General features: G+C 53.8%; 14 protein-coding genes. 13 read left to right on the plus strand and 1 reads right to left on the minus strand.

Going from position 1 to position 19,425, the window contains the following annotated elements:
* The first annotated feature begins 1 nt into the window (after position 1).
* The 8 genes from AC3RCL_RS03755 to AC3RCL_RS03790 all read left to right on the plus strand — a co-directional run bounded on the left by AC3RCL_RS03755 (position 2) and on the right by AC3RCL_RS03790 (position 11,048).
* Positions 2-1,645, plus strand: a complete 1,644-nt coding sequence (locus AC3RCL_RS03755; protein WP_096777076.1) for a response regulator — start codon at positions 2-4, stop codon at positions 1,643-1,645.
* Between the two features lie 197 nt (positions 1,646-1,842).
* Positions 1,843-3,414 carry an extracellular solute-binding protein gene (locus AC3RCL_RS03760; RefSeq protein WP_096777075.1) on the plus strand — a complete coding sequence of 524 codons (1,572 nt, stop codon included), beginning with the start codon at positions 1,843-1,845 and terminating at the stop codon, positions 3,412-3,414.
* A 33-nt stretch (positions 3,415-3,447) separates the two neighbouring features.
* Positions 3,448-4,410 carry an ABC transporter permease gene (locus AC3RCL_RS03765; RefSeq protein ID WP_192569786.1) on the plus strand — a complete coding sequence of 321 codons (963 nt, stop codon included), beginning with the start codon at positions 3,448-3,450 and terminating at the stop codon, positions 4,408-4,410.
* Between the two features lie 14 nt (positions 4,411-4,424).
* A complete protein-coding gene (locus tag AC3RCL_RS03770; protein WP_096777073.1) occupies positions 4,425-5,318 on the plus strand; it encodes a carbohydrate ABC transporter permease in 894 nt (297 codons plus the stop codon).
* A 51-nt stretch (positions 5,319-5,369) separates the two neighbouring features.
* Entirely contained in the window at positions 5,370-7,385 is a 2,016-nt protein-coding gene (locus AC3RCL_RS03775) for an alpha-L-arabinofuranosidase family protein (RefSeq protein WP_375121841.1), read from the plus strand.
* 217 nt (positions 7,386-7,602) lie between these two features.
* On the plus strand, positions 7,603-8,097 hold the full coding sequence (locus AC3RCL_RS03780) for a pyridoxamine 5'-phosphate oxidase family protein (RefSeq protein ID WP_213580173.1): 495 nt from the start codon (positions 7,603-7,605) through the stop codon (positions 8,095-8,097).
* 508 nt (positions 8,098-8,605) lie between these two features.
* Entirely contained in the window at positions 8,606-9,904 is a 1,299-nt protein-coding gene (locus tag AC3RCL_RS03785; protein WP_096777070.1) for a hemolysin family protein, read from the plus strand.
* A gap of 76 nt (positions 9,905-9,980) precedes the next feature.
* Positions 9,981-11,048, plus strand: a complete 1,068-nt coding sequence (locus tag AC3RCL_RS03790) for a hemolysin family protein (RefSeq protein ID WP_009590516.1) — start codon at positions 9,981-9,983, stop codon at positions 11,046-11,048.
* Between the two features lie 162 nt (positions 11,049-11,210).
* Here AC3RCL_RS03790 and lacZ read toward each other — a convergent pair whose 3' ends face one another.
* The gene (gene lacZ / locus AC3RCL_RS03795; RefSeq protein WP_492534597.1) at positions 11,211-14,327 is read right to left on the minus strand and encodes a beta-galactosidase, LacZ type; all 3,117 of its coding nucleotides are present in this window, start codon (positions 14,325-14,327) and stop codon (positions 11,211-11,213) included.
* Between the two features lie 279 nt (positions 14,328-14,606).
* On the opposite strand from lacZ, the gene AC3RCL_RS03800 reads away from it, so the two are divergent.
* The 5 genes from AC3RCL_RS03800 to AC3RCL_RS03820 all read left to right on the plus strand — a co-directional run bounded on the left by AC3RCL_RS03800 (position 14,607) and on the right by AC3RCL_RS03820 (position 19,298).
* Entirely contained in the window at positions 14,607-15,200 is a 594-nt protein-coding gene (locus AC3RCL_RS03800; protein ID WP_096777068.1) for a TetR/AcrR family transcriptional regulator, read from the plus strand.
* Positions 15,201-15,231: 31 nt separating this feature from the next.
* Positions 15,232-16,011: an alpha/beta fold hydrolase gene (locus AC3RCL_RS03805; RefSeq protein WP_492534598.1), complete on the plus strand. Its 780-nt coding sequence runs from the start codon at positions 15,232-15,234 to the stop codon at positions 16,009-16,011.
* A gap of 97 nt (positions 16,012-16,108) precedes the next feature.
* Entirely contained in the window at positions 16,109-17,311 is a 1,203-nt protein-coding gene (locus AC3RCL_RS03810; protein ID WP_492534599.1) for an acyl-CoA dehydrogenase family protein, read from the plus strand.
* A gap of 270 nt (positions 17,312-17,581) precedes the next feature.
* Complete coding sequence (locus AC3RCL_RS03815) at positions 17,582-18,250, plus strand: hypothetical protein (RefSeq protein WP_096777065.1); 669 nt, start codon at positions 17,582-17,584, stop codon at positions 18,248-18,250.
* A gap of 274 nt (positions 18,251-18,524) precedes the next feature.
* On the plus strand, positions 18,525-19,298 hold the full coding sequence (locus tag AC3RCL_RS03820; protein WP_492534600.1) for a hypothetical protein: 774 nt from the start codon (positions 18,525-18,527) through the stop codon (positions 19,296-19,298).
* Positions 19,299-19,425 lie beyond the last annotated feature (127 nt).

Raw genomic sequence — 19,425 nt, forward strand, 5'->3', positions numbered from 1 at the left:
CATGTTTCAAGTGCTGCTTGTTGACGACGAACCGCTGGTACGGCATGATCTGCGAACGCTATTGGACTGGAATGAGCACGGATTCGAATTATGCGGCCAAGCCCATAACGGTATCATGGCGCTCGCGATGATCGAGCAGTCTCCTCCACATATCGCGATTATTGACGTGAATATGCCGGAAATGAACGGCGTGGAGCTCAATCGGGCGATTAAGGCGCGGTTTCCGTCCATTCAGACGATCATGCTCAGCAGCTTTGATGATTATGACTACGTGCGGGAGTGCCTGAAGAACGGCTCCATCGATTATTTATTGAAGCATCGGCTGGACGGTGCGACGCTTGCTGCCTTGCTTAACAAAGCGGTCCTTGAATTGCGCCGGGCGGATCGGCTGCTGGAAGAGAGCGAGGCCCGCAAGGTTAAGACCGAGCGGATAAATCCCGTGCAGATCCGCGACTACATCGCGCATCTGGTCAGGGGACGGAAGGAGGCAACCCTGGAGGTTGAGGCATTTTCGCGAGAAAACAGCCTGTACAGCGGTGCGTCAAGCTATGCGGCCGCGGCCCTGCAGATTGTTCCGTTCCTACTGCTGACGGAGTCATACAGCGACGTGCAGACGAATCGGCTGGTTCAGCAGGTAGTCGATATGATGCAGCAGAGCCTCGGCGATATCCGGGAGCGGACGGCAGCTTATGTGGAGGATGGACGGTTCATGATCGTGTTTGCGTTTAAGGAACGGAGCGAGCATGCCATAAAGAGCGAAATCGACGGACAGATGAGGAAGCTTCAGCATGCGCTTGAGCTGTTCCTCAATTTAAAATGCGTAAGCGCCGTCGGACATGTGTGCACCAGCCTGACCCAACTCGGAACAAGCTACGGCTCCGCCGAACGGTTACTCGATGCTTCCCGCTCGGAGCCGTCCGGCAGCAGCGCGGCCCCCAGGATGCCGGGCCGGGCCGGCGGGCTTGCCGATGAATACCACCAACGCGTGTCTCTAACGATCGAGGAACACAAACAGCTGCTGCTTTCGATTGAACGACTGGACATCGAAGGCGTGCACGGTTTAATCGACTCTGTTTTTGCTTCCATCCACCACCTGCCGATCCATTCGCATACGGTCCAGATGATGGTCAGCGAGCTCATGCAAACCGGGGACAAGGCACTGAAAACCTGGCTGCCAGGGACGGAAGACGCCAAGGAAAAGCTCCCTTCCCGAAGCGAGCTCGGAAGGATCGGCAGCGTCGGGGAGCTGGTGCAGTGGCTGCAATCCTTCTATGCAGGCTTGCTCGGACTGCTGAAGCAGCACCGGGCGGGAGGGCCGTATTCCCGGCATGTCACGCAGGCCATACACTTTATTCTGGAGCGGTACCCGGGTTACGTGACGCTGGAGCTTGCCGCGGGCGCCATCGGCCTGAATTCCTCCTATTTGAGCCGAATATTCAAGGAAGAGACGCAGCGGACGTTCTCGGAGTATCTGAATCGGGTTCGGATCGATGCGGGGCGCAAGCTGCTGGAAAGCGGCAAATACTCGATCAAGGAAATCAGCGGACAAGTGGGGTTTACGACCCATAATTATTTTTTCAAAGTATTCAAGGAAATGACGGGCCTGACCCCGCAGGAGTATTTGAACCGCCTGGGTAGAGGATAAGGATAAAACCAAGTATTCGGATCGGCAGGTAAACAAACTCGAAAGCCGCCTTGTTCTAAACCGTAAAATATGTGGAGTAAATGGTCAAATTTTTGTAACGGACCGTCAAGGCGGCTGAATTATAATAATCACACACACCAACGGTAAACGCTTACAAATAAGGTTGGTGAATAAGAAAATATGGGGGTAGCTGATACATGCGTAGACGCTGGGGAAGAAACGCGGTCATCTCCATGATCGTTTCCAGCTTGATGCTGGCCGGATGCAGTTCCGATGGAGGATCGAAGAAGGAAGCCGCACCCGAAGGTGCGGAGAATGTCGTACATACCACGGGGTTTCCGATCGTGGATCAAGCGGTGGAACTGAAAATGTTCACCCGGATTGCACCCGTGAACGGTCCGTTCAAGGAGATGCCGGTATTCCAGGATTACGAGAAATTGAGCAATGTGAAGGTTGAATTCATCGAGGCGCCGACGGACGGCTTCCAGGAGAAGAAAAACCTGCTGTTCGCTTCCAACGAGCTGCCTGACGCCTTGTTCCGTTCCGGGCTCTCGCCGCTTGAAGCCGTTCGCTACGGATCGGCAGGCCAATTGATTCCGCTGGAAGGCCTTATCGACGAATACGCGCCGAACCTGAAGAAATTGATGGAGGAATATCCCGAAATCCGTTCGGGCATCACGACGCCGGAGGGGCACATCTATGCGATTCCCGGCATTGTGACGCTGGGCGCGGCGCGTACGGATAAGAAATGGATCAACCAGATGTGGCTGGAGAAGCTGAATCTGAAGGTGCCGGAGACGACGGACGAACTGTATGAGGTGCTGCTGGCCTTCCGCGACGGAGACCCGAACGGCAACGGGAAGCAGGATGAGCTTCCGATGACGGCACGTGTCGGATTGTCGATCGTGGCCGCGATGAGCGGATCATTCGGACTGGATACGCAGCTCGGGTATAACATCAATATTGAAAATGACAAAGTGAGCATCTGGATGGGCAGCGACAAAAATAAAGAGATGTTGATGTATTTAAACAAGCTATACAAGGAAAAGCTTTTGGACCCTGAGATATTCTCCCACACGGAAGCTCAGTATTTGGCCAAGCAAGGGTCGGGAAATACGGGATTCTTCTTTGACCAGACCAACAATAACTTCTTGTCGATCCAGGATCAGTATACCGGAATCGCGCCGCCGGCAGGCCCGAACGGAGACCGGATGCAAAGCCAGGCCTTGCCGATTGCGCGGGACTTTGGAGCCTTTGCCATTACGTCCATCAACAAGTACCCGGAAGTCACGATGCGCTGGATCGATTATTTTTACAGCGATGAAGGATCTACTCTTCTGCGCTTCGGCAGAGAAGGAGAGCATTACGAACTCAAGGATGGGATCCCGTACTATACAGAGGATTTCCTGAAGGATATTACCAATCAGGCCAAAATCACGCCTTATGCGGGAGGAGGGGCCCCTCACATCATCAGCGAACAGGTTGCTTCGTTCATCAACCCGCCGCAGGTGCAGGAGGCGCAGCAGCAGCTGGATCCGTTCATGCCGAAGGTTCGTTACGCCGCCCCGATGTTTGACGAGCAAACCGCGCAGCAGGTCAACATTCTGCGCAACGACATCGACAAATACTACGAAGAGCAAAGCACGAAATTCATTGCGGGCGCGCTTAGCTTCGACAAGTGGGGGGAATTCCAATCCACGCTCCAAAAGATGAAGATCGGCGAACTGGAGAAATTGTATCAGGATGCTTATGACAAGATGGAGAAATAAAGCTGCCACATCATCGTGAAGGAGTGGATGCCCATGAAGAGCGCCAACGCCGATAAAGCGATGGTTCTGCCTCGAAGCGATTCGAGGCGGGGCCCCCGCCTCTTAAAGCAAATGGCCAAGCGGTATGATCTGTATCTCATGCTGCTACTGCCCATCGTCTGGTATTTGGTGTTTCACTACGGTCCGTTGTACGGGCTGCAGATTGCCTTTAAAAATTTCAATCCGGCCAAAGGCATTCTCGGCAGCAGCTGGGAGGGCTTCGGACACTTCGAACGCTTCTTCGACTCGTATTATTTCTGGCGGCTGCTGTGGAATACGCTGTCCATCAATTTGTTCTCGCTCTTGATTGCCTTTCCGATTCCGATCCTGCTGGCCTTAATCATCAGCGAAATACGCAGCAAGACCTTCAGCAAATGGCTGCAGAACATTACGTACATACCGCATTTTATATCGGTAGTTGTAATCGTCGGCATCCTGAATGTGTTCCTGTCGCCGACCAGCGGTCCCATCAATCTGTTGATCGAGGCACTCGGCGGCACGCCGATCCGCTTTCTGGAGGAAGCGGGCTGGTTCAAGACCATCTTTATCGGCTCTAACATATGGCAGAGCATGGGGTGGCAGTCCATTATCTACATTGCGGCGCTGAGCGGGGTGAACCCGCAGCTGTACGAGGCGGCGAAGATGGACGGGGCTTCAAGGCTGCGGCGCATTTGGCATATTTCCTTGCCGGGCATCGCGCCAGTCATCATTATTTTGCTTATTTTGGATATCGGCCATTTCATGAACGTGGGCTTCGAGAAAATATTATTGATGCAGAACAACTTGAATCTGGAATCAAGCGACGTCATCTCCACGTTTGTCTACACGACGGGCATTTTAAAAGGGGAATACAGTTATACGGCCGCGATCGGGCTGTTTAATTCCGTCATCAATCTGGTGCTGCTCCTGCTTGTGAACCGCATTGCGCGCAAGACGTCGGAGACGAGCTTATGGTAAAGGGGGGGACCGACATGTCCAAGCCATCGACAGTAAAGGAAGCCTCGAGTGAACGGCTATTCGACATCCTGATCTACGCGATCGCCGCTATCATTATCGTCATCGTGCTGTACCCGCTGTTGTTTATCGTCAGCGCTTCGTTCAGCGATCCGGCACGGGTATTGAACGGCGAAGTTTGGCTGCTGCCGAAGGGCGTGACGCTGGATGCCTATGAGAATATTTTGCACAACGACAAGATTTGGACGGGATATCGCAATACCATCCTTTATACGACCGTCGGCACGGCGATCAATATCATCATGACGATTTTGGCAGCATATCCGCTGTCGAGACCCGATCTTCCCGGACGCAACGGGATCATGGTACTGATCACGCTGACCATGTTCTTCAACGGCGGGCTGATTCCGACGTATCTGTTGGTCAAGGATCTGGGGATGGTCGACACGATGTGGGCGCTGATCATTCCCGGCGCAATCGCGACGTACAATCTGATCGTAATGAGGACGTATTTCCAATCGAGCATTCCCTGGGAGCTGCAGGAGGCGGCCCATATCGACGGGTGCTCCAATTGGAGGCTGCTGTTTAGCATCATCCTGCCCTTATCGAAGCCGATCCTGGCGGTCATGGTGTTGTTTTATGCGGTCGGCCACTGGAATTCGTTCTTTAACGCACTCATATACATCCGAAACGAAGATCTGCACCCGCTTCAGCTGGTGCTGCGCGAAATTTTGCTGATCAGCCAATCGGATGCCGTGGATGGCAGCGTGGGATTGGAAAAAAGCATCCTGCTGGCCGAAAGCATCAAATACGCGGTCATTATCGTATCCAGTTTGCCTGTACTGCTGATGTATCCTTTGGTGCAGCGGCATTTCGTGAAAGGCGTCATGATCGGCTCGATCAAGGGGTAACGCCGGTATGATCGCACGGCTCACCCTAAAATTCCATTGGAGGTTATATTCTTGAATACGAACGCAACGATTACCATTGATTGCAGCCGCAAGAGCGAGCATGAGATTAATCCGTATCTGTTCGGTCATTTTGTGGAGGATATCCGGGACCATATGGAGGCGATGCTCGCGTTTCCGCTGAAGGACATGGATTTTGAGAGCGAGGCAGAAACGATGACGCCGGTATCGGGAAGCTGGCGCGCGTATACGAACGGACGCAACACCCAGTACGCGATGGAAGCACCGGCGCCCCGGCATTCGGGAAGAGCCCAGCGCATCCGCATCCTGAGCGATGACGAAGCTTATGCCGGCATAACGCAGAAGGCGGCATTAAAGGGGCCGATGAACTATACGGTCCGGCTTGTCGCCCGCGCCTCCATTGAGCTTCAATACGTGATGGTGGAAGCTGTCGACCGGCGCACGGAAGAGACGCTTGGCCAGCTTCGCATGGAGCTTGGCAGCCATAACTGGCAGCACTACGAAGAGCAGCTGTCCATATCGCGCGAATGCACTGATGCCGAGATCCGGGTATATGTTCCTGCAGAACATCCAAGGTGGGTCGATCACGTGTCCACCGGCATGCTCTGGATCGATCACGTCTCCTTGCTGCCCGTCGACAGCATTGCCTTGGTCAAACGCGAAGTGGTCGAGATGACTAAAGATTTGAATGCGGGCATGATGAGACTCGCAGGCAATTACATCAGTGCTTACCATTGGGAGCATGGCGTCGGTCCCGTCCTGGAAAGGCCGGTCATGTACAATGAGGCCTGGGGAGGGTGGACCAGCAAATATTTCGGAACGGACGAATTCATCCGCTTTTGCCGAGAGCTGGAGGTGGAGCCCCTGATTTGCGTGAACGACGGATCGGGCACCCCTGAAGAAGCCGCGCAGTGGATCGAATACTGCAACGGGAGCGCGGATACGCCGATGGGGGCTTTACGTGCCCGGAACGGCTTCCCTGAGCCGTATAACGTCAAGTACTGGGAGATCGGCAACGAAGTGTGGGGCCAATGGCAGGTCGGAACTTGCACGGCAGAGCGGTTTGCGGAGCGGACGATATCGTTTGCCAAGGCCATGAAGGAGGCGGACCCCTCCATCGTGCTGCTGGCCTGCGGTCATTACGAGCAGAACTGGAATAAGGCCGTGCTGGACCTGGCCGGCGAGAGCATCGATTATTTGACGCTGCATTTGTATCACGGCTACGGCCCTTTCGGCATGAACCGGGATACGCCGGCGGAGGAACGCTATAAGGCGATTGCCTCTTATCCCGAGTGGACCCGGCACCATGTCCGGCAGACGACGGAGCTGATCCGGTCCCGCCCGGAGCACAGCCATGTCAAGCTGGCGATCACCGAATACAACACGATGTATTATCCGAATACGGTGCGAAAAGGGCTGCCGAACGAGCACACGCTGGGAGCCGCAGTGGCCAATGCCGCCAACCTGAATGAAATGATGCGCTGCAGCGACATGGTGCACATCGGCAGCTTCTCTGACCTGGTGAATGGCTGGCTGGGCGGCTGCATACGCGTCGGGGACTATTATGCGGACCAATACTGCGGCAAGCAGCCCGGCTGGAGCGGGCATCCCCTTACGATCTACGGGACGCCAACCTATGAAGTGCTGAAGCTTTACGCCAATCGGGACGTTCGGCGCGTCCTTCCCGTCCAAGCGGAATGCGGAACCTTCTCCGTGGCTTCGAGGAAGGAGACGTCTATGGCACTTGACGCGCTTCCAGACCTGGACATCGTGGCGGGGACGAATGACGACGGCAGCATCGTCACCGTGTTGATCGTAAATCGAAGCCTGGAGGCGGTTAGGGCCGTGCTGGATTTGAAGGCCTTCGAGGCTTCCGGGGAAACGACCCTTTACGAAATCACCGGCGATTCTTACGATGACATTAACTCCGTTTTCCAGCCGGAACGTATTATGTGCAAGGAAAGCAGGGTTCCGGCAGAGGCATGGAGCCAAGGCTACAACTTACGGCCTACATCCGTTTACGCGCTGGAATTCAGAGTGCAGGTGTGATGATATGAAGCTGTCCTTTTAAAATGAATGTTTTCGTGCGAAAAAGTCGGACTGCGCTTGCAGTTCCGGCTTTTTTTTGCGCAGGGAACGGTTCCGTTTCGGCCTGAATCCATACAGGAAGATCGTACGAATGGACACGAAATGTTACATGATTCATCGTTTAACTTATTTATGGGAAGTGTAATTAGAGACTAAATACAAGGATGGGGTGATTGAGATGGCAAACGGAACCGTTGTAAACCAGGAAGCGGTCGAAACCGTGAAGGAGATTATCAAGGATATCGAAACGGCCATGTTCTCCACGATATCGGAGGGCGGGATCAATGCCAGACCGATGCAGACGCAGGATATCGAATTCGACGGCGACTTGTGGTTCTTAACGAAGCGGGATACCAGCAAATACGAAGAAATCCTGGCGAATCCCAACGTGAATGTCGCTTATGTGGGCAAATCCTACGTATCGATCCGAGGCAAAGCCGAAGTCGTGGATGATCTGGAGAAGAAGAAGTCGCTCTGGAATGCGGCGTACGAAAAATTTCTGCAGACGTCCTACGACGATCCCAACATTATTCTGATCAAGGTGGACACGGACACCGCGGAGTATTGGGAAACCGGAAACAAAACGAAAACGGTGAAAGCCTTCTTCAAGAAAATGGTGGGCCAAGAGCCTAGGGGCGACTCGGAAATAAACAAAACCGTAGATCTCCATTGATAACGAGATTCGTTCATTAGCAGTGGCAGAACCGCAGGATCCAGCATCACGATCCTGCGGTTTTTTATGTTAGCCGAACCCGCGCGCATATCCTTCAAGACCGATCCCGTGTTGGTTATGAATGGATGAGCACCGGATGGGGTGGGCACTTTAATGCATAACAGGGCATATTTAGCACTAAGAAGGAATATACCTCATCAAACAAGTGAGAATTATGTGAATTCGTGCTGGAATTCGCCTACAAACCATAACGTGCAACTGGATGGTTTGATTACAGTCATGATATAATTTTTTTCATAAATATGAAAAATAGATTCCAGGAGAGGAGGTAGTACATTGGGAAGGCGTTATTGCAAATGGATCAAATTGCGGAATTAGGTTGTAATATTCTCTTCTGCGAACTACCTCTTTTTCATGGAAATATCGTATATAGAATGACCTGTTCAGATGCAAAAGCACATGGCCTTTAATTCAATCTGGAGGTGAATCCCTCTGAAGAGGGAAATCATTGGACATTATTACCATCACTAATTTAATCATACTTGCCATACTGATTGCGTTGACCGCTTTTTTCGTGGCGTCCGAGTTTGCCGTCGTTAAAATCCGCATGTCGCGGATCGATCAATTGATAACGGAAGGAAACAAGAAGGCGGTTGTTGCCAAAAAGGTAGCCGGCGATCTCGATTACTATCTCTCGGCCTGCCAGCTCGGCATTACGGTGACGGCGCTGGGGCTCGGGGCCATCGGCAAGCCGGCCGTTGAGCGTTTCATGTACCCGGTATTCGATTGGTTTGACGTATCGGCTTCGACGGCCTCGATTGCCTCTTACGCCATAGCGTTCATTCTCGTAACCTTTTTGCATGTCGTGGTGGGAGAGATGGCGCCCAAGACCTTGGCTATTCAATTCTCGGAAAAGACGACGCTGCTCCTTGCAGCCCCGCTGTATTGGTTCGGCAAGCTGATGTATCCGTTCATTTGGGCGTTGAATGGAGCCTCGCGCGTGCTGCTTCGTGCATTCGGCGTAAAACCTGCGCCGCATGAGCAGGCTTATACGGAGGAGGAACTGCGCATCGTCATGGCGCAGAGCTTTCAGGGCGGCGAGATCAATGGGACCAAGCTGGCTTACATGGAAAACGTGTTTTCGTTTGATGAGCGCGTGGCCAAAGACATCATGGTACCGAGAACGGATCTGATCACCCTGGATAAAAGCATGGAATACCCGGACATCGTCCGTATCCTGGATGAGCACAACTATACGCGGTACCCTGTCATCGAGGACGGCAGCAAGGATCGGGTGGTTGGCGTCGTCAACGTCAAGAAGATGCTGCCCCACATCGTGGCCGGACGAGACCGCAAGCTGGAAGAATTCGTTCGGGACCTCCCGGTCGTGCTTGAAATTACGCCGATCCAGGATGCCATGCTGAAGATGCAGCAGGAGCAGATGCATATGGCTTTGGTGATTGATGAATACGGCGGTACGGCGGGGATCCTGACCCTGGAGGATATTTTGGAAGAGATCGTAGGGGAAATTCGAGACGAATTCGATGAAGATGAAGTAGCGGATATCCGGAAGATCGGGGAACGCGAATACCTGATAAGCGGACGGGTTCTCTTGGAGGAGCTTGAGAAGCGCTTCGGCTTGGTATTCGAGGATAACGAGGAGATGGATACGATCGGCGGCTGGATACAGTACCAGAAAGGCACGACGGCTCAAGACGGCGATGAGATCCAGCATGGCGAGCATATATGGGCCGTAGCGGAAACGGATAATTTTCAGATCAAACACGTCATTCTCAGACACGGATGATCTAGGCATGGCATGATCCCGTGTACATTCAGACCATAACTTTTTTGGAGGTGAATCCCTCGCAAGAGGGAAATCATTGGACGGAATAATCGCGTTGAATTTATTTTTGGTAGCTGTGTTCATCGGACTGACTGCATTTTTCGTAGGAGCCGAATTCGCCATCTTGAAGGTGCGGCTGTCCCGGATCGATCAATTGATCGCCGAAGGGAATAAACGGGCGGTCACGGCCAGGAAGGTAGCCCATGAACTGGATTACTATTTGTCAGCCTGCCAGCTTGGAATCACTATTACGGCTCTCGTGCTGGGCGCGCTGGGCGAACCGACCGTCGAAAGGATGCTGCATCCGCTGTTTGAACGATTCGACGTGCCGGCGGCGGTGGCAACGGTACTCTCTTATGCCATTGCCCTCGGGATCATCACGTTCCTGCATGTCGTCATCGGGGAACTGGCGCCTAAAACATTGGCGATCCAATTTGCCGAGAAAATGACGCTGCTGCTGGCGTCTCCCTTGTATTGGTTCGGGAAGATCATGTATCCGTTCATCTATGCATTGAATGGAGCTTCGCGTCTCCTGCTTCGAGTATTCGGCGTAAAGCCGGCAGGGCATGAAACGGTCCATTCGGAGGAGGAACTGAAGTGGATCGTGGACCAGAGCTACGAGAGCGGCGAAATAAACCAGACCGAGATGGGATATTTGACCAATATATTTGCTTTTGAAGAGCGCACCTTGCGCGAAATCATGGTCCCGAGAGATCGGATCGTTACGGTAGAACGAGGGTGGCCGCTTGCCAATATCCTGGAGGTTCTGGGCGAGTACGACTATACCCGTTACCCGGTGACGGAATCGGGACGCGCGGAGGATTTTATCGGGTTTATCCATACGAAGGAGATGCTGACGGGCATAGCGGCGGGTAGAAACTGCAGCGTGAATGACTTTATTCACGACATGCCGCGTTTTCCGGAGTCGTCTTCGATCAAGGACGTCCTGATCAAGATGCAGCAAATCCGCGTGCATATGGCCGTCGTGACGGACGAATCCGGCACGGCGATCGGGCTGGTGACGATGGAGGACATTCTGGAGGAGATCGTGGGCGACATTCGGGACGAATCGGATCGCCGCGAGCTGCAGGGGGCGCACGCCTAAGCGATGGCGAACTAGCATCGGGCACGATTCAGGAATAGGGCTAAACGTCCTTGTGCCCACTCCTCCGTGGTGAGAGGGCATGGAATTGCCGAAAACATAAAAAGAGCAGCTTCTACACGAAGCTGCTCTTTTTGCATGTGTCCTATCGAGTAGGTCAGCGTGCTAGCGTGCTGCCCCCATCGTAAAGCCGAAGCTGTACGTGCGGTTGGAAGGCAGCGTGAATTCTTCATGGATCGGCGCTCCCCAGCTGTCGTCGCCGCCGACGCCCATTTGCTTGTAATTGATGCGCAGGACGGTTTTATCGCTTGGCGGGAGCTTGTACGCATGGTCGCTGCCCTCCAGTTCCTCCGGCGTCCACGGCAGTGCGCATACCTCCATGAGGGAGGAACTTTCGAATTTCAGTCCGTCCCCTCCATTCTCCCCGGTTAGCAGTGCGAAGCGCACATCCGTTTTATTCCCGCACTCTTGAGGCCTTAGATAAGGGACGAACTGATCGGCGACCTTGCCCTCGTATCGGCCGATTTTGGCTCCTGTCTTCCGGTCCCAATAATTATCATGCGGTCCCCGCCCATACCAGCTGAGCGTATCGAGTCCATCATCAAGCAAGAACAGCATGCCGACTTCCGGAATATCGGGCAGACCGGCGCCAGGGATCAAGGTTTCATGCACGCGGACAGTGCCGTCCGGATAGATTCGATATTCCAGCGTCAGGCTGGATACGGGATTGGTCTCTATCCGATAGTGGCTGGATACCACGACGGCAGGGCCTTCCGCATGCCAGCGCAAAGTCAGCAGCTTTCGCCGATCATGGGCCGTTCTCCACACGCCGCTGCGTTCAGGGAGCCGGTTGCCCAGATCGTTGTCGGTGACGGCCCGCCAGAAATTCGGTCTTGCCGGCGCCAGCAGGCATTCCCTGCCGGACAGTGCGTAGGATGTCAGATCGCCGGTGCCAAGATGGAAACGCAACGAGACGGCAGAACCCCTGATGATAAGCTCTTCATCCGACTCGGCAGCTTCCAGAGCCTGCACGCTTGCAAGAGCGTCCGTTTCGGGCTGCTCGGCAATATACGGCGTCAGCACAAACTGCTCCCAAGCCTCCTCATGTCCCGCAGGCGCCCACTTGGTGCTCTCCTTCCGAACGAGGGAGACGGTGAGAATCGCTTCTTTTCCTTCGTCCTCCACGGGGGAGTACGGAACATGGATTTCCGTTTGCTCACCAGGCTGAAGCGAGAGCTCGAGCGTGCCGGATTGGCTGACTTTGCCGTTTAGCGTTACGTCCCATTGTACAAGATACGAATCGAGGCTGGTAAACAAGAAGCGGTTGCTGACCCGAATCCGGCTTGCGGCAGGATCCAGGCTTTCGAACTTGACGTTCTGGTAGCATTTTTTCACTTCGTCCAGCTTAGGGGTTTTGGTTCGGTCCGCGAAGATCAGGCCGTTCCCGCTGAAGTTGCCGTCATGCGGCGTTTCGTTGAAGTCCCCGCCGTACGCCAAATATGGTATTCCGTCCGCCGTTTGGGTGCGGATTGCTTGATCGATCCAATCCCATATAAAAGCCCCCTGCAAAATGTCGTACTTCTCAAACAACTCCCAATACAGGTGAAGGCCGCCGCAGGAATTGCCCATCGCGTGACTGTACTCGCAAATGATATAAGGCTTGTCCGGATTGCTGTTGGCATACTTCTCCACATCCTGCGGCCTTGCATACATGGTGGATTCCATGTCGCTGGCCGCTTCGGACGCCCTGTAATGAAAGATTCCCTCGTAATGAACCAGCCGGGACGGGTCGGCTTCCTTCAGAAAATCGTGCATCGCAATGAAGTTGTCGCCTCCGAACGATTCGTTGCCAAGCGACCAGATGATGACCGAGGGGTGATTCTTGTCGCGTTGGAACATCGAATTGCAGCGGTCCAATACGTTGTCGCGCCACTCCAGCTTGCTGCCGGGCACCGTTTCTTCCAGCTCCTGCTGCCCATACGTCCAGGTTCCGTGCGTCTCCAAGTTCGTTTCATCGATGACATATAACCCGTATTCATCGCAGAGGTCATACCATGCGGATTGATTCGGGTAATGGGAAGTCCGTACCGCATTAATGTTATGTGTCTTCATCAGCTCAATATCGGTGATCATGTCTTCACGGCTGAGGGCCCGCCCGGTATCCGGGGAGAATTCATGCCGGTTCACGCCTTTGAACAGAATGCGCTGACCGTTGATTCGCATAAGCCCGTCCTTCAGCTCGAAGCGGCGGAATCCCGTGCGGCAGCTTACGGCTCCGCGGCAAGCTCCGTCCGTATTCTTCAATGCCAGGACAACGGTGTACAAATAAGGCGATTCCGCGCTCCATTTCTCGGGTTCGGGGACGTTCATGCTCAGGGTAAAGCTGCCCTCGTCAATGATGTAATCCGCAATGGTGAGCGTTTGTTTCTGGACCAGCTGCCGGTCCTGATCGTAGAGAAGCGCCTCCAGCTGGAGCGTGTCCTTGTCGATGGTCTCGTTATAATAATTCGTGACGGCTGCATCGATTTGCAGCTCGGCATGCCGGTACTCGTCATCAAGAACCGGGCGCACGAAGAAATCGGAGATATGGACGGCAGGGACCGAATAGAGATAGACCTCGCGGAAGATTCCGCTAAGCCTCCAAAAATCCTGATCCTCAAGCCAGCTCGCATCGCACCATCGGTATACCTCAACGGCTAATTTGTTCTTGCCCTCAATCAGATAGGGGGTAAGGTCGAACTCGGCCGGCGTAAACGTATCCTCGCTATACCCGACCATCTCGCCGTTCACCCATACATAGAAAGCGGATTCAACACCTTGGAAGCTAATATAAACGGGCTGTTCCTTCCATGCTTCAGGTACCGTGAATTCACGGATGTAGGAGCCCACGGGATTGTATCGGGTCGGTGCGAAGGGGGCTTTCAATTCAGGCTCCGATTCGGCCCAGGGGTATCTTACATTCGTATATTGAGGATAGTCATAGCCTTGAAGCTGCCAATGGGAAGGGACGGGAAGATCGGCCCAGCTCCCGGAATCGTAATCGGCCTCGTAGAAATTCTGGATGCGCTCTTCAGGCGTTTTGGCGAAAGCGAATTTCCAGGTCCCGTTTAATGACTGGTACCAGGGGGACATGGCGTGGTCAAGGCTCAGCGCCTCGGACTCCGTCGGGAAATTCATCATGTAAGCATGGGCTCTGTGACGGTTCAACTGAAAAATATTCGGATTATTATTCCATTCGGGATAACCGTTTGCAGGTGCCTGGTAAATGAATTTGGTACGCAATGTGCTCAGCTCCTCCTAGATTATGGTTTCCTTCCTTCTACTGACAGTATAGAGGTTAATTCCGCCCAAGAGTATAAGGAAGTTGCGCTATTTCTATCAAACGATCAACAAAACAGCGATATTTCGATCACTTAGAAGGTCATTTGCATATCTTGCTGCCAGGGAAGCCGTTGGTTATGTCCAGCGCCTTCAACCTGACCAATATTACATTTACATGGAATAATGTTTATGAAATAATGGTTAGTAAATAATCATTCACTAACGATGGGAGGAACGCGCATGGTAAGGCCTCGCGAATTTCAAGACGAGGTGATCTTCCACGGCGTCTACCGGGCACTATGCAAAAAAGGGTACGGCCAGTTGGCCTTAACCGACATCACGCATGAAATGAACATCTCGCCGGCAGCCTTAATGAAGCGATTCGGGTCGAAGAAGAATCTGCTCCTGGCTTACAGCGATTATGTCATTGAATTAACCAAACAAGCCTTCCACGATGCGGACTTGTCCGGCCAATCCAGAATCGAGGCGCTTAAAACGGTGTTCAGGGATGCCGTCTCGCATATGAAGGATCCTGTGGAATTGGCCAACCATACCTCCTTCTATCTGGAAGGGACGAATGATCCGGATTTGCTGGAGAAGACCCGGTACCGGCTGCAGCTGATCGATGAGTTTACCCGAAAGATGCTGGATCAGGCGATCACGAACAAAGAGATCGTACCATGTGACGTGGCACGGGTCAGCCGGGTGCTGCAAGCCGCGATCAGCGGCGCCATGCTGATCTGGGTCAAAGAGTCGGACCGAAGCTTGGACGAACTGTTTGACGAGTGCTTTCAGGTCATATTCGCCTCGCTTGTTCAAGGCGGTACGGAATAATGCCCATTTTATTATGGAGAGGTGGAGGGCTATGCCGGTTTACAAAGGAAGGGAAGTCGAATTGTATTATGAAGTGAAGGGAGAAGGGAAGCCGCTGGTATTTACGCACGGAGCTTCCTGGAATCATAAACAGTGGCAGCCTCAAGTCGATGCCTTCTCCCGTCGGTATCAAACCGTGGTGTGGGATATCCGGGGGCATGGCTTCTCTTCCTTGCCGAATGGCAAGGTGGATTCGGAGGATTTCAGCAGGGATTTGGCGGATTTGCTAAGCGAACTCGGCATTGAACAAGCGACGCTTTGCGGGCTGTCCCTGGGCGGTCATATTTCGCTGCAGACTGCCGTTCGCTATCCGGAGAAGGTTGCGGCCCTGGTACTGATCGGCACGCCGTTCACGAATGCGTTTAATTGGTTCGAGCGCATGTTCGTGCCGGTAAACCGTTTAACAAGTTATCTGATGCCGATGTCCTTATCCGGAAAAATACAAGGCAGGATGTTATCCAAATTTAATAAGAGCAATCAAGCCTATATTGAGCAAGCTTTTGGCTCCATTGCTCATTCCGATTGGATTCGGATATGGGATGCGGTGACCCGAATGGACAGCACGCATGATCTGCACAAAATCCAGTGTCCGGTATTGCTGCTTCAAGGCGAAAGCGACACGATGATCCGAAGGCAGCAGGCATACATGCAGGAACAAATCGCGAACGCGCAGTTGAAAATCATTCGAAACGCTCATCACGCAACGAATTTGGATAACCCCGACGAGGTGAACGAGGCGATCGCTTCATTTCTGTCGGAGTACGCGATCTAGCGGTATCTGAGCTCTTTCATTGACACCCCAAAACAGGGTTGCTACAATTTTAGCATATATCCATCGGAATAGAAGGGTTATCAAGGAGGGGACGAACTTGAATCGATTCGGTTCCACAGATCCATTCATACGTAATGAACGCGAAGCGGTGATCGCGGCCCGGGCCGACAAGCTGGGAGCGATATTCGCGGAAAGAGCACCTCAGCACGATCTGGAGGGATCGTTTCCGTTCGAGAATTTCGATGATTTGAAGGAGTCCGGTTATTTGAAGCTGACCGTTCCGGCAGCCTTTGGAGGAGAAGAAGGCTCCGTATACGAAATGGTGCTTGCCCAGGAACGGCTCGCCCGAGGAGACGGGTCTACGGCGCTGGCCGTAGGCTGGCATATCGGGCAGATACTGCAGCTGCGCCTTTCCGGGGCTTGGCCGGAGCCGTTATTTGAGAGATTGTGCAGAGACGTTGTAGCAGAAGGCACGGTCATTAATGAACTGGCGAGCGAGCCTGCGACGGGGAGCCCCAGCCGGGGCGGAAGGCCGGAGACGACGGCACGGCGGATGTCGGGCGGCTGGCGCATCACCGGACGCAAAACCTTCAGCACGTTAAGCCCGATCTTGAAGCAATTCGTGGTTACGGCCGGAATCGAGCATAGCGAGAAGGTCGGCGCGTTCCTCGTTCGCAGCGGGCCCGGGGTCAAGGTTGAAGAGACCTGGAATACGATGGGCATGCGGGCAACGGGAAGCCATGACGTGATTCTGGAGGACGTATTCGTGCCGGACACGGAAGTCATTCGGGGACCCGATTATGAGAAGCCTGAGTTTCCCGTGCCTACGGAAGGCATTCTGCTCCATATCCCGGCATGTTATATGGGGATTGCTTATGCCGCGCGGAATTTTGCCATCGATTTTGCCCGTCGTCATCAACCGAACTCCTTGACGGTGCCCATTGCCGAATTGCCGAATGTCCAAAGGCAGATCGCCCAAATCGAAGTGGACCTGCTGACGGCCCGCAGTTACCTGTACCAAACCGCCGACCGCTGGGACAAGGAAGCGGAGAACCGCGCCGCGCTCAAACCCGAGCTTGGGCTTGCCAAGTACGTCGTGACCAATGCGGCGGTCCGGATTGTCGATCAGGCCATGCGGATCGTTGGGGGATTGAGTCTCTCCCGGAAGCTCCCGTTGGAGCGTATGTACCGGGATGTCCGGGCAGGTCTTCATAATCCGCCGATGGATGATGTCGTGCTGACGAATTTGGGCAAACGGGCCCTTTCGGAAGCGGAGGAGAAGGAAAATCAGGAGCCTTGATCTGATCGGACGAGAGAATAGGCCACTTAGCAGGAAATAAGGCTAGAAACCGCGGGAGAGCTGGCTCCGGCGGTTTTTTGCGCTTCGCGCGCCGGACATTCCTTTTTGCGGCTCCATTACATAATCGCGGCATCTTCTGCAGCCTCTGCTTCATATACATACACTTAGGTTAGGATGGCGGGCTAACGGGTATAAAACCTATCAGTACGTACTATACGAGTCGATCGAAATCCGCTCATGAGGAATTAGGATGACAGGAGGTATGTAACCATGGATTCTGTGCTGTATTTGGGCTTGGCCGCTATATATGCCGTGCTGTTTCTGTATGGGTGCGTGCTGATGAGGCGGGATGCGTCACCGGGGCTTCGGTACTTGCTGCTGATCGTAACGGCCGGATTGGTCTGGGATAACGGCGTGATCGGCATCGGAAAATACATGGGGGAAGGAGATCTGCTGGAGGGGCTTAACGTTGCGCGTTTCTGGGTGCATGCGTTGGCCACGCCGCTGCTTGTGCTCGTGTCGTTCGACCTGATACGCAAGGCCGGGAGCCCTTGGACCAGCAGGCCGGCCGCCGCATGGGGGGCCTGGCTTTTCACCGCAGCGCTGATCGTGCTCGAGGTGGTGACGGAGACCTTGCCGCTCAAGCTCCAACCATCCATGGAGTACGGAGCGCTGCGTTACGTTTCGTCCGAATCCGGGGGGCCGCCGCTCATGGTGATCCTGATTTTGATCCCGCTGCTGACGGCAGGCATTATCGTATGGCGGAGAAAAAAGACGCCGCTGCTGTTCATCGGCACGGTGCTGATGGCTGCCGGGAGCGCCATACCGATCCCGATCGAAAGCTCGGCTGCCACAAACGTATTCGAGCTGCTGCTCCTCTTGTCCTTGTGGCTGACGGTACGCAAGCTGGCCTCCTCCCGTACGTTGTCTTTTCGCTAGTTCCTGCTGACACCGCGCTCGCCATCCAGATGTGCGCGGTTTTTTGGCATGTCCCGCCTTCTTTCGCTTGTTAGCTCCCGCACCCATTTCCGACTAGCGTCTGGATGTACCCCGCAGCTTCATGATGTACGTAAGCCGATTGGCATAGCGCCACATTCAGCAAACCTTCAGCTTAGCCTAAGCCTGGCATAACCTTCCCCTAAGACTGCTTTCAGATTCCGTCCCTATACTTCAAATAGCAAGACAAACCATGATTCTAGAAGGAGAGATGACGATGAATCCGATAAGCAAAAAAGTATTAGTAAGCAGTATGGCGGCAGCGATCGTGCTGGGGGGAGCCGGGTATCTTCAGAACAAAACCTTTGCCGCGGCGAGCACGAATACGGCAGCCTCGGCAGCTCAGGACGGTCAGACGGGAACGGACACAACGGCTTCGGATGCAGCGAAGAACCGGGAAGGGAAGTGGATGGGTCATAAGGCGGGCGGACCTCGGGGCGGCAGCATCGTGAAGGAAACGGCCGAAATCCTTGGGCTGACGGAGGCCGATATCCGGACGGCGCTTGAAGCGGGCAGCACGTTTGCCGAAATTGCCGAAGGCAAGGGAATGGCCCAATCCGCGTTCGTTCAGAAGCTGATCGAGCTGGAAACCGCCAAGATCGATGAGCGTCTGAGCGATGGCGGCATTACGGAAACCGAAGCAGCCGAGTGGAAAGAGGGTCTGAGCGACCGTCTTACCCAAATCGTAGAGAGCAGCGACGCCGGTTTGTGGAAAGGTCATGGCAAAGGAGGACGAGGGTTCGGCAAATTCGGCAATCCGGAGGAAATCGCGGCATTGCTCGGAGTGTCGGAGGACGAGCTGAAGGCCGGAATGGAAGAAGGACAATCGTTGGCCGAGATCGCGGCGGCGAAGGGAGTGACGGAGGATCAACTGATTCAGAAGCTGAAAGATCAAATGACCGAGCCCTTGAAGCAATGGGTGAACGAGAAGCATACGGACGCTGATAAGTCGACTGCGGCTGCGGGAGAAACGGATGAGGATACGGAATAACGATTGAATCGAGATTGGATTGCTGAAGAGACTGGATGGTATTCTATTAAGAATACATTCAGTTTCTTTTTTTATATATAAGAAATTCAACATTTTTTTCTCACAAAGTGTTGACCTTAACGTTACG

The sequence above is a fragment of the Paenibacillus sp. MT86 genome, assembly GCF_058792535.1.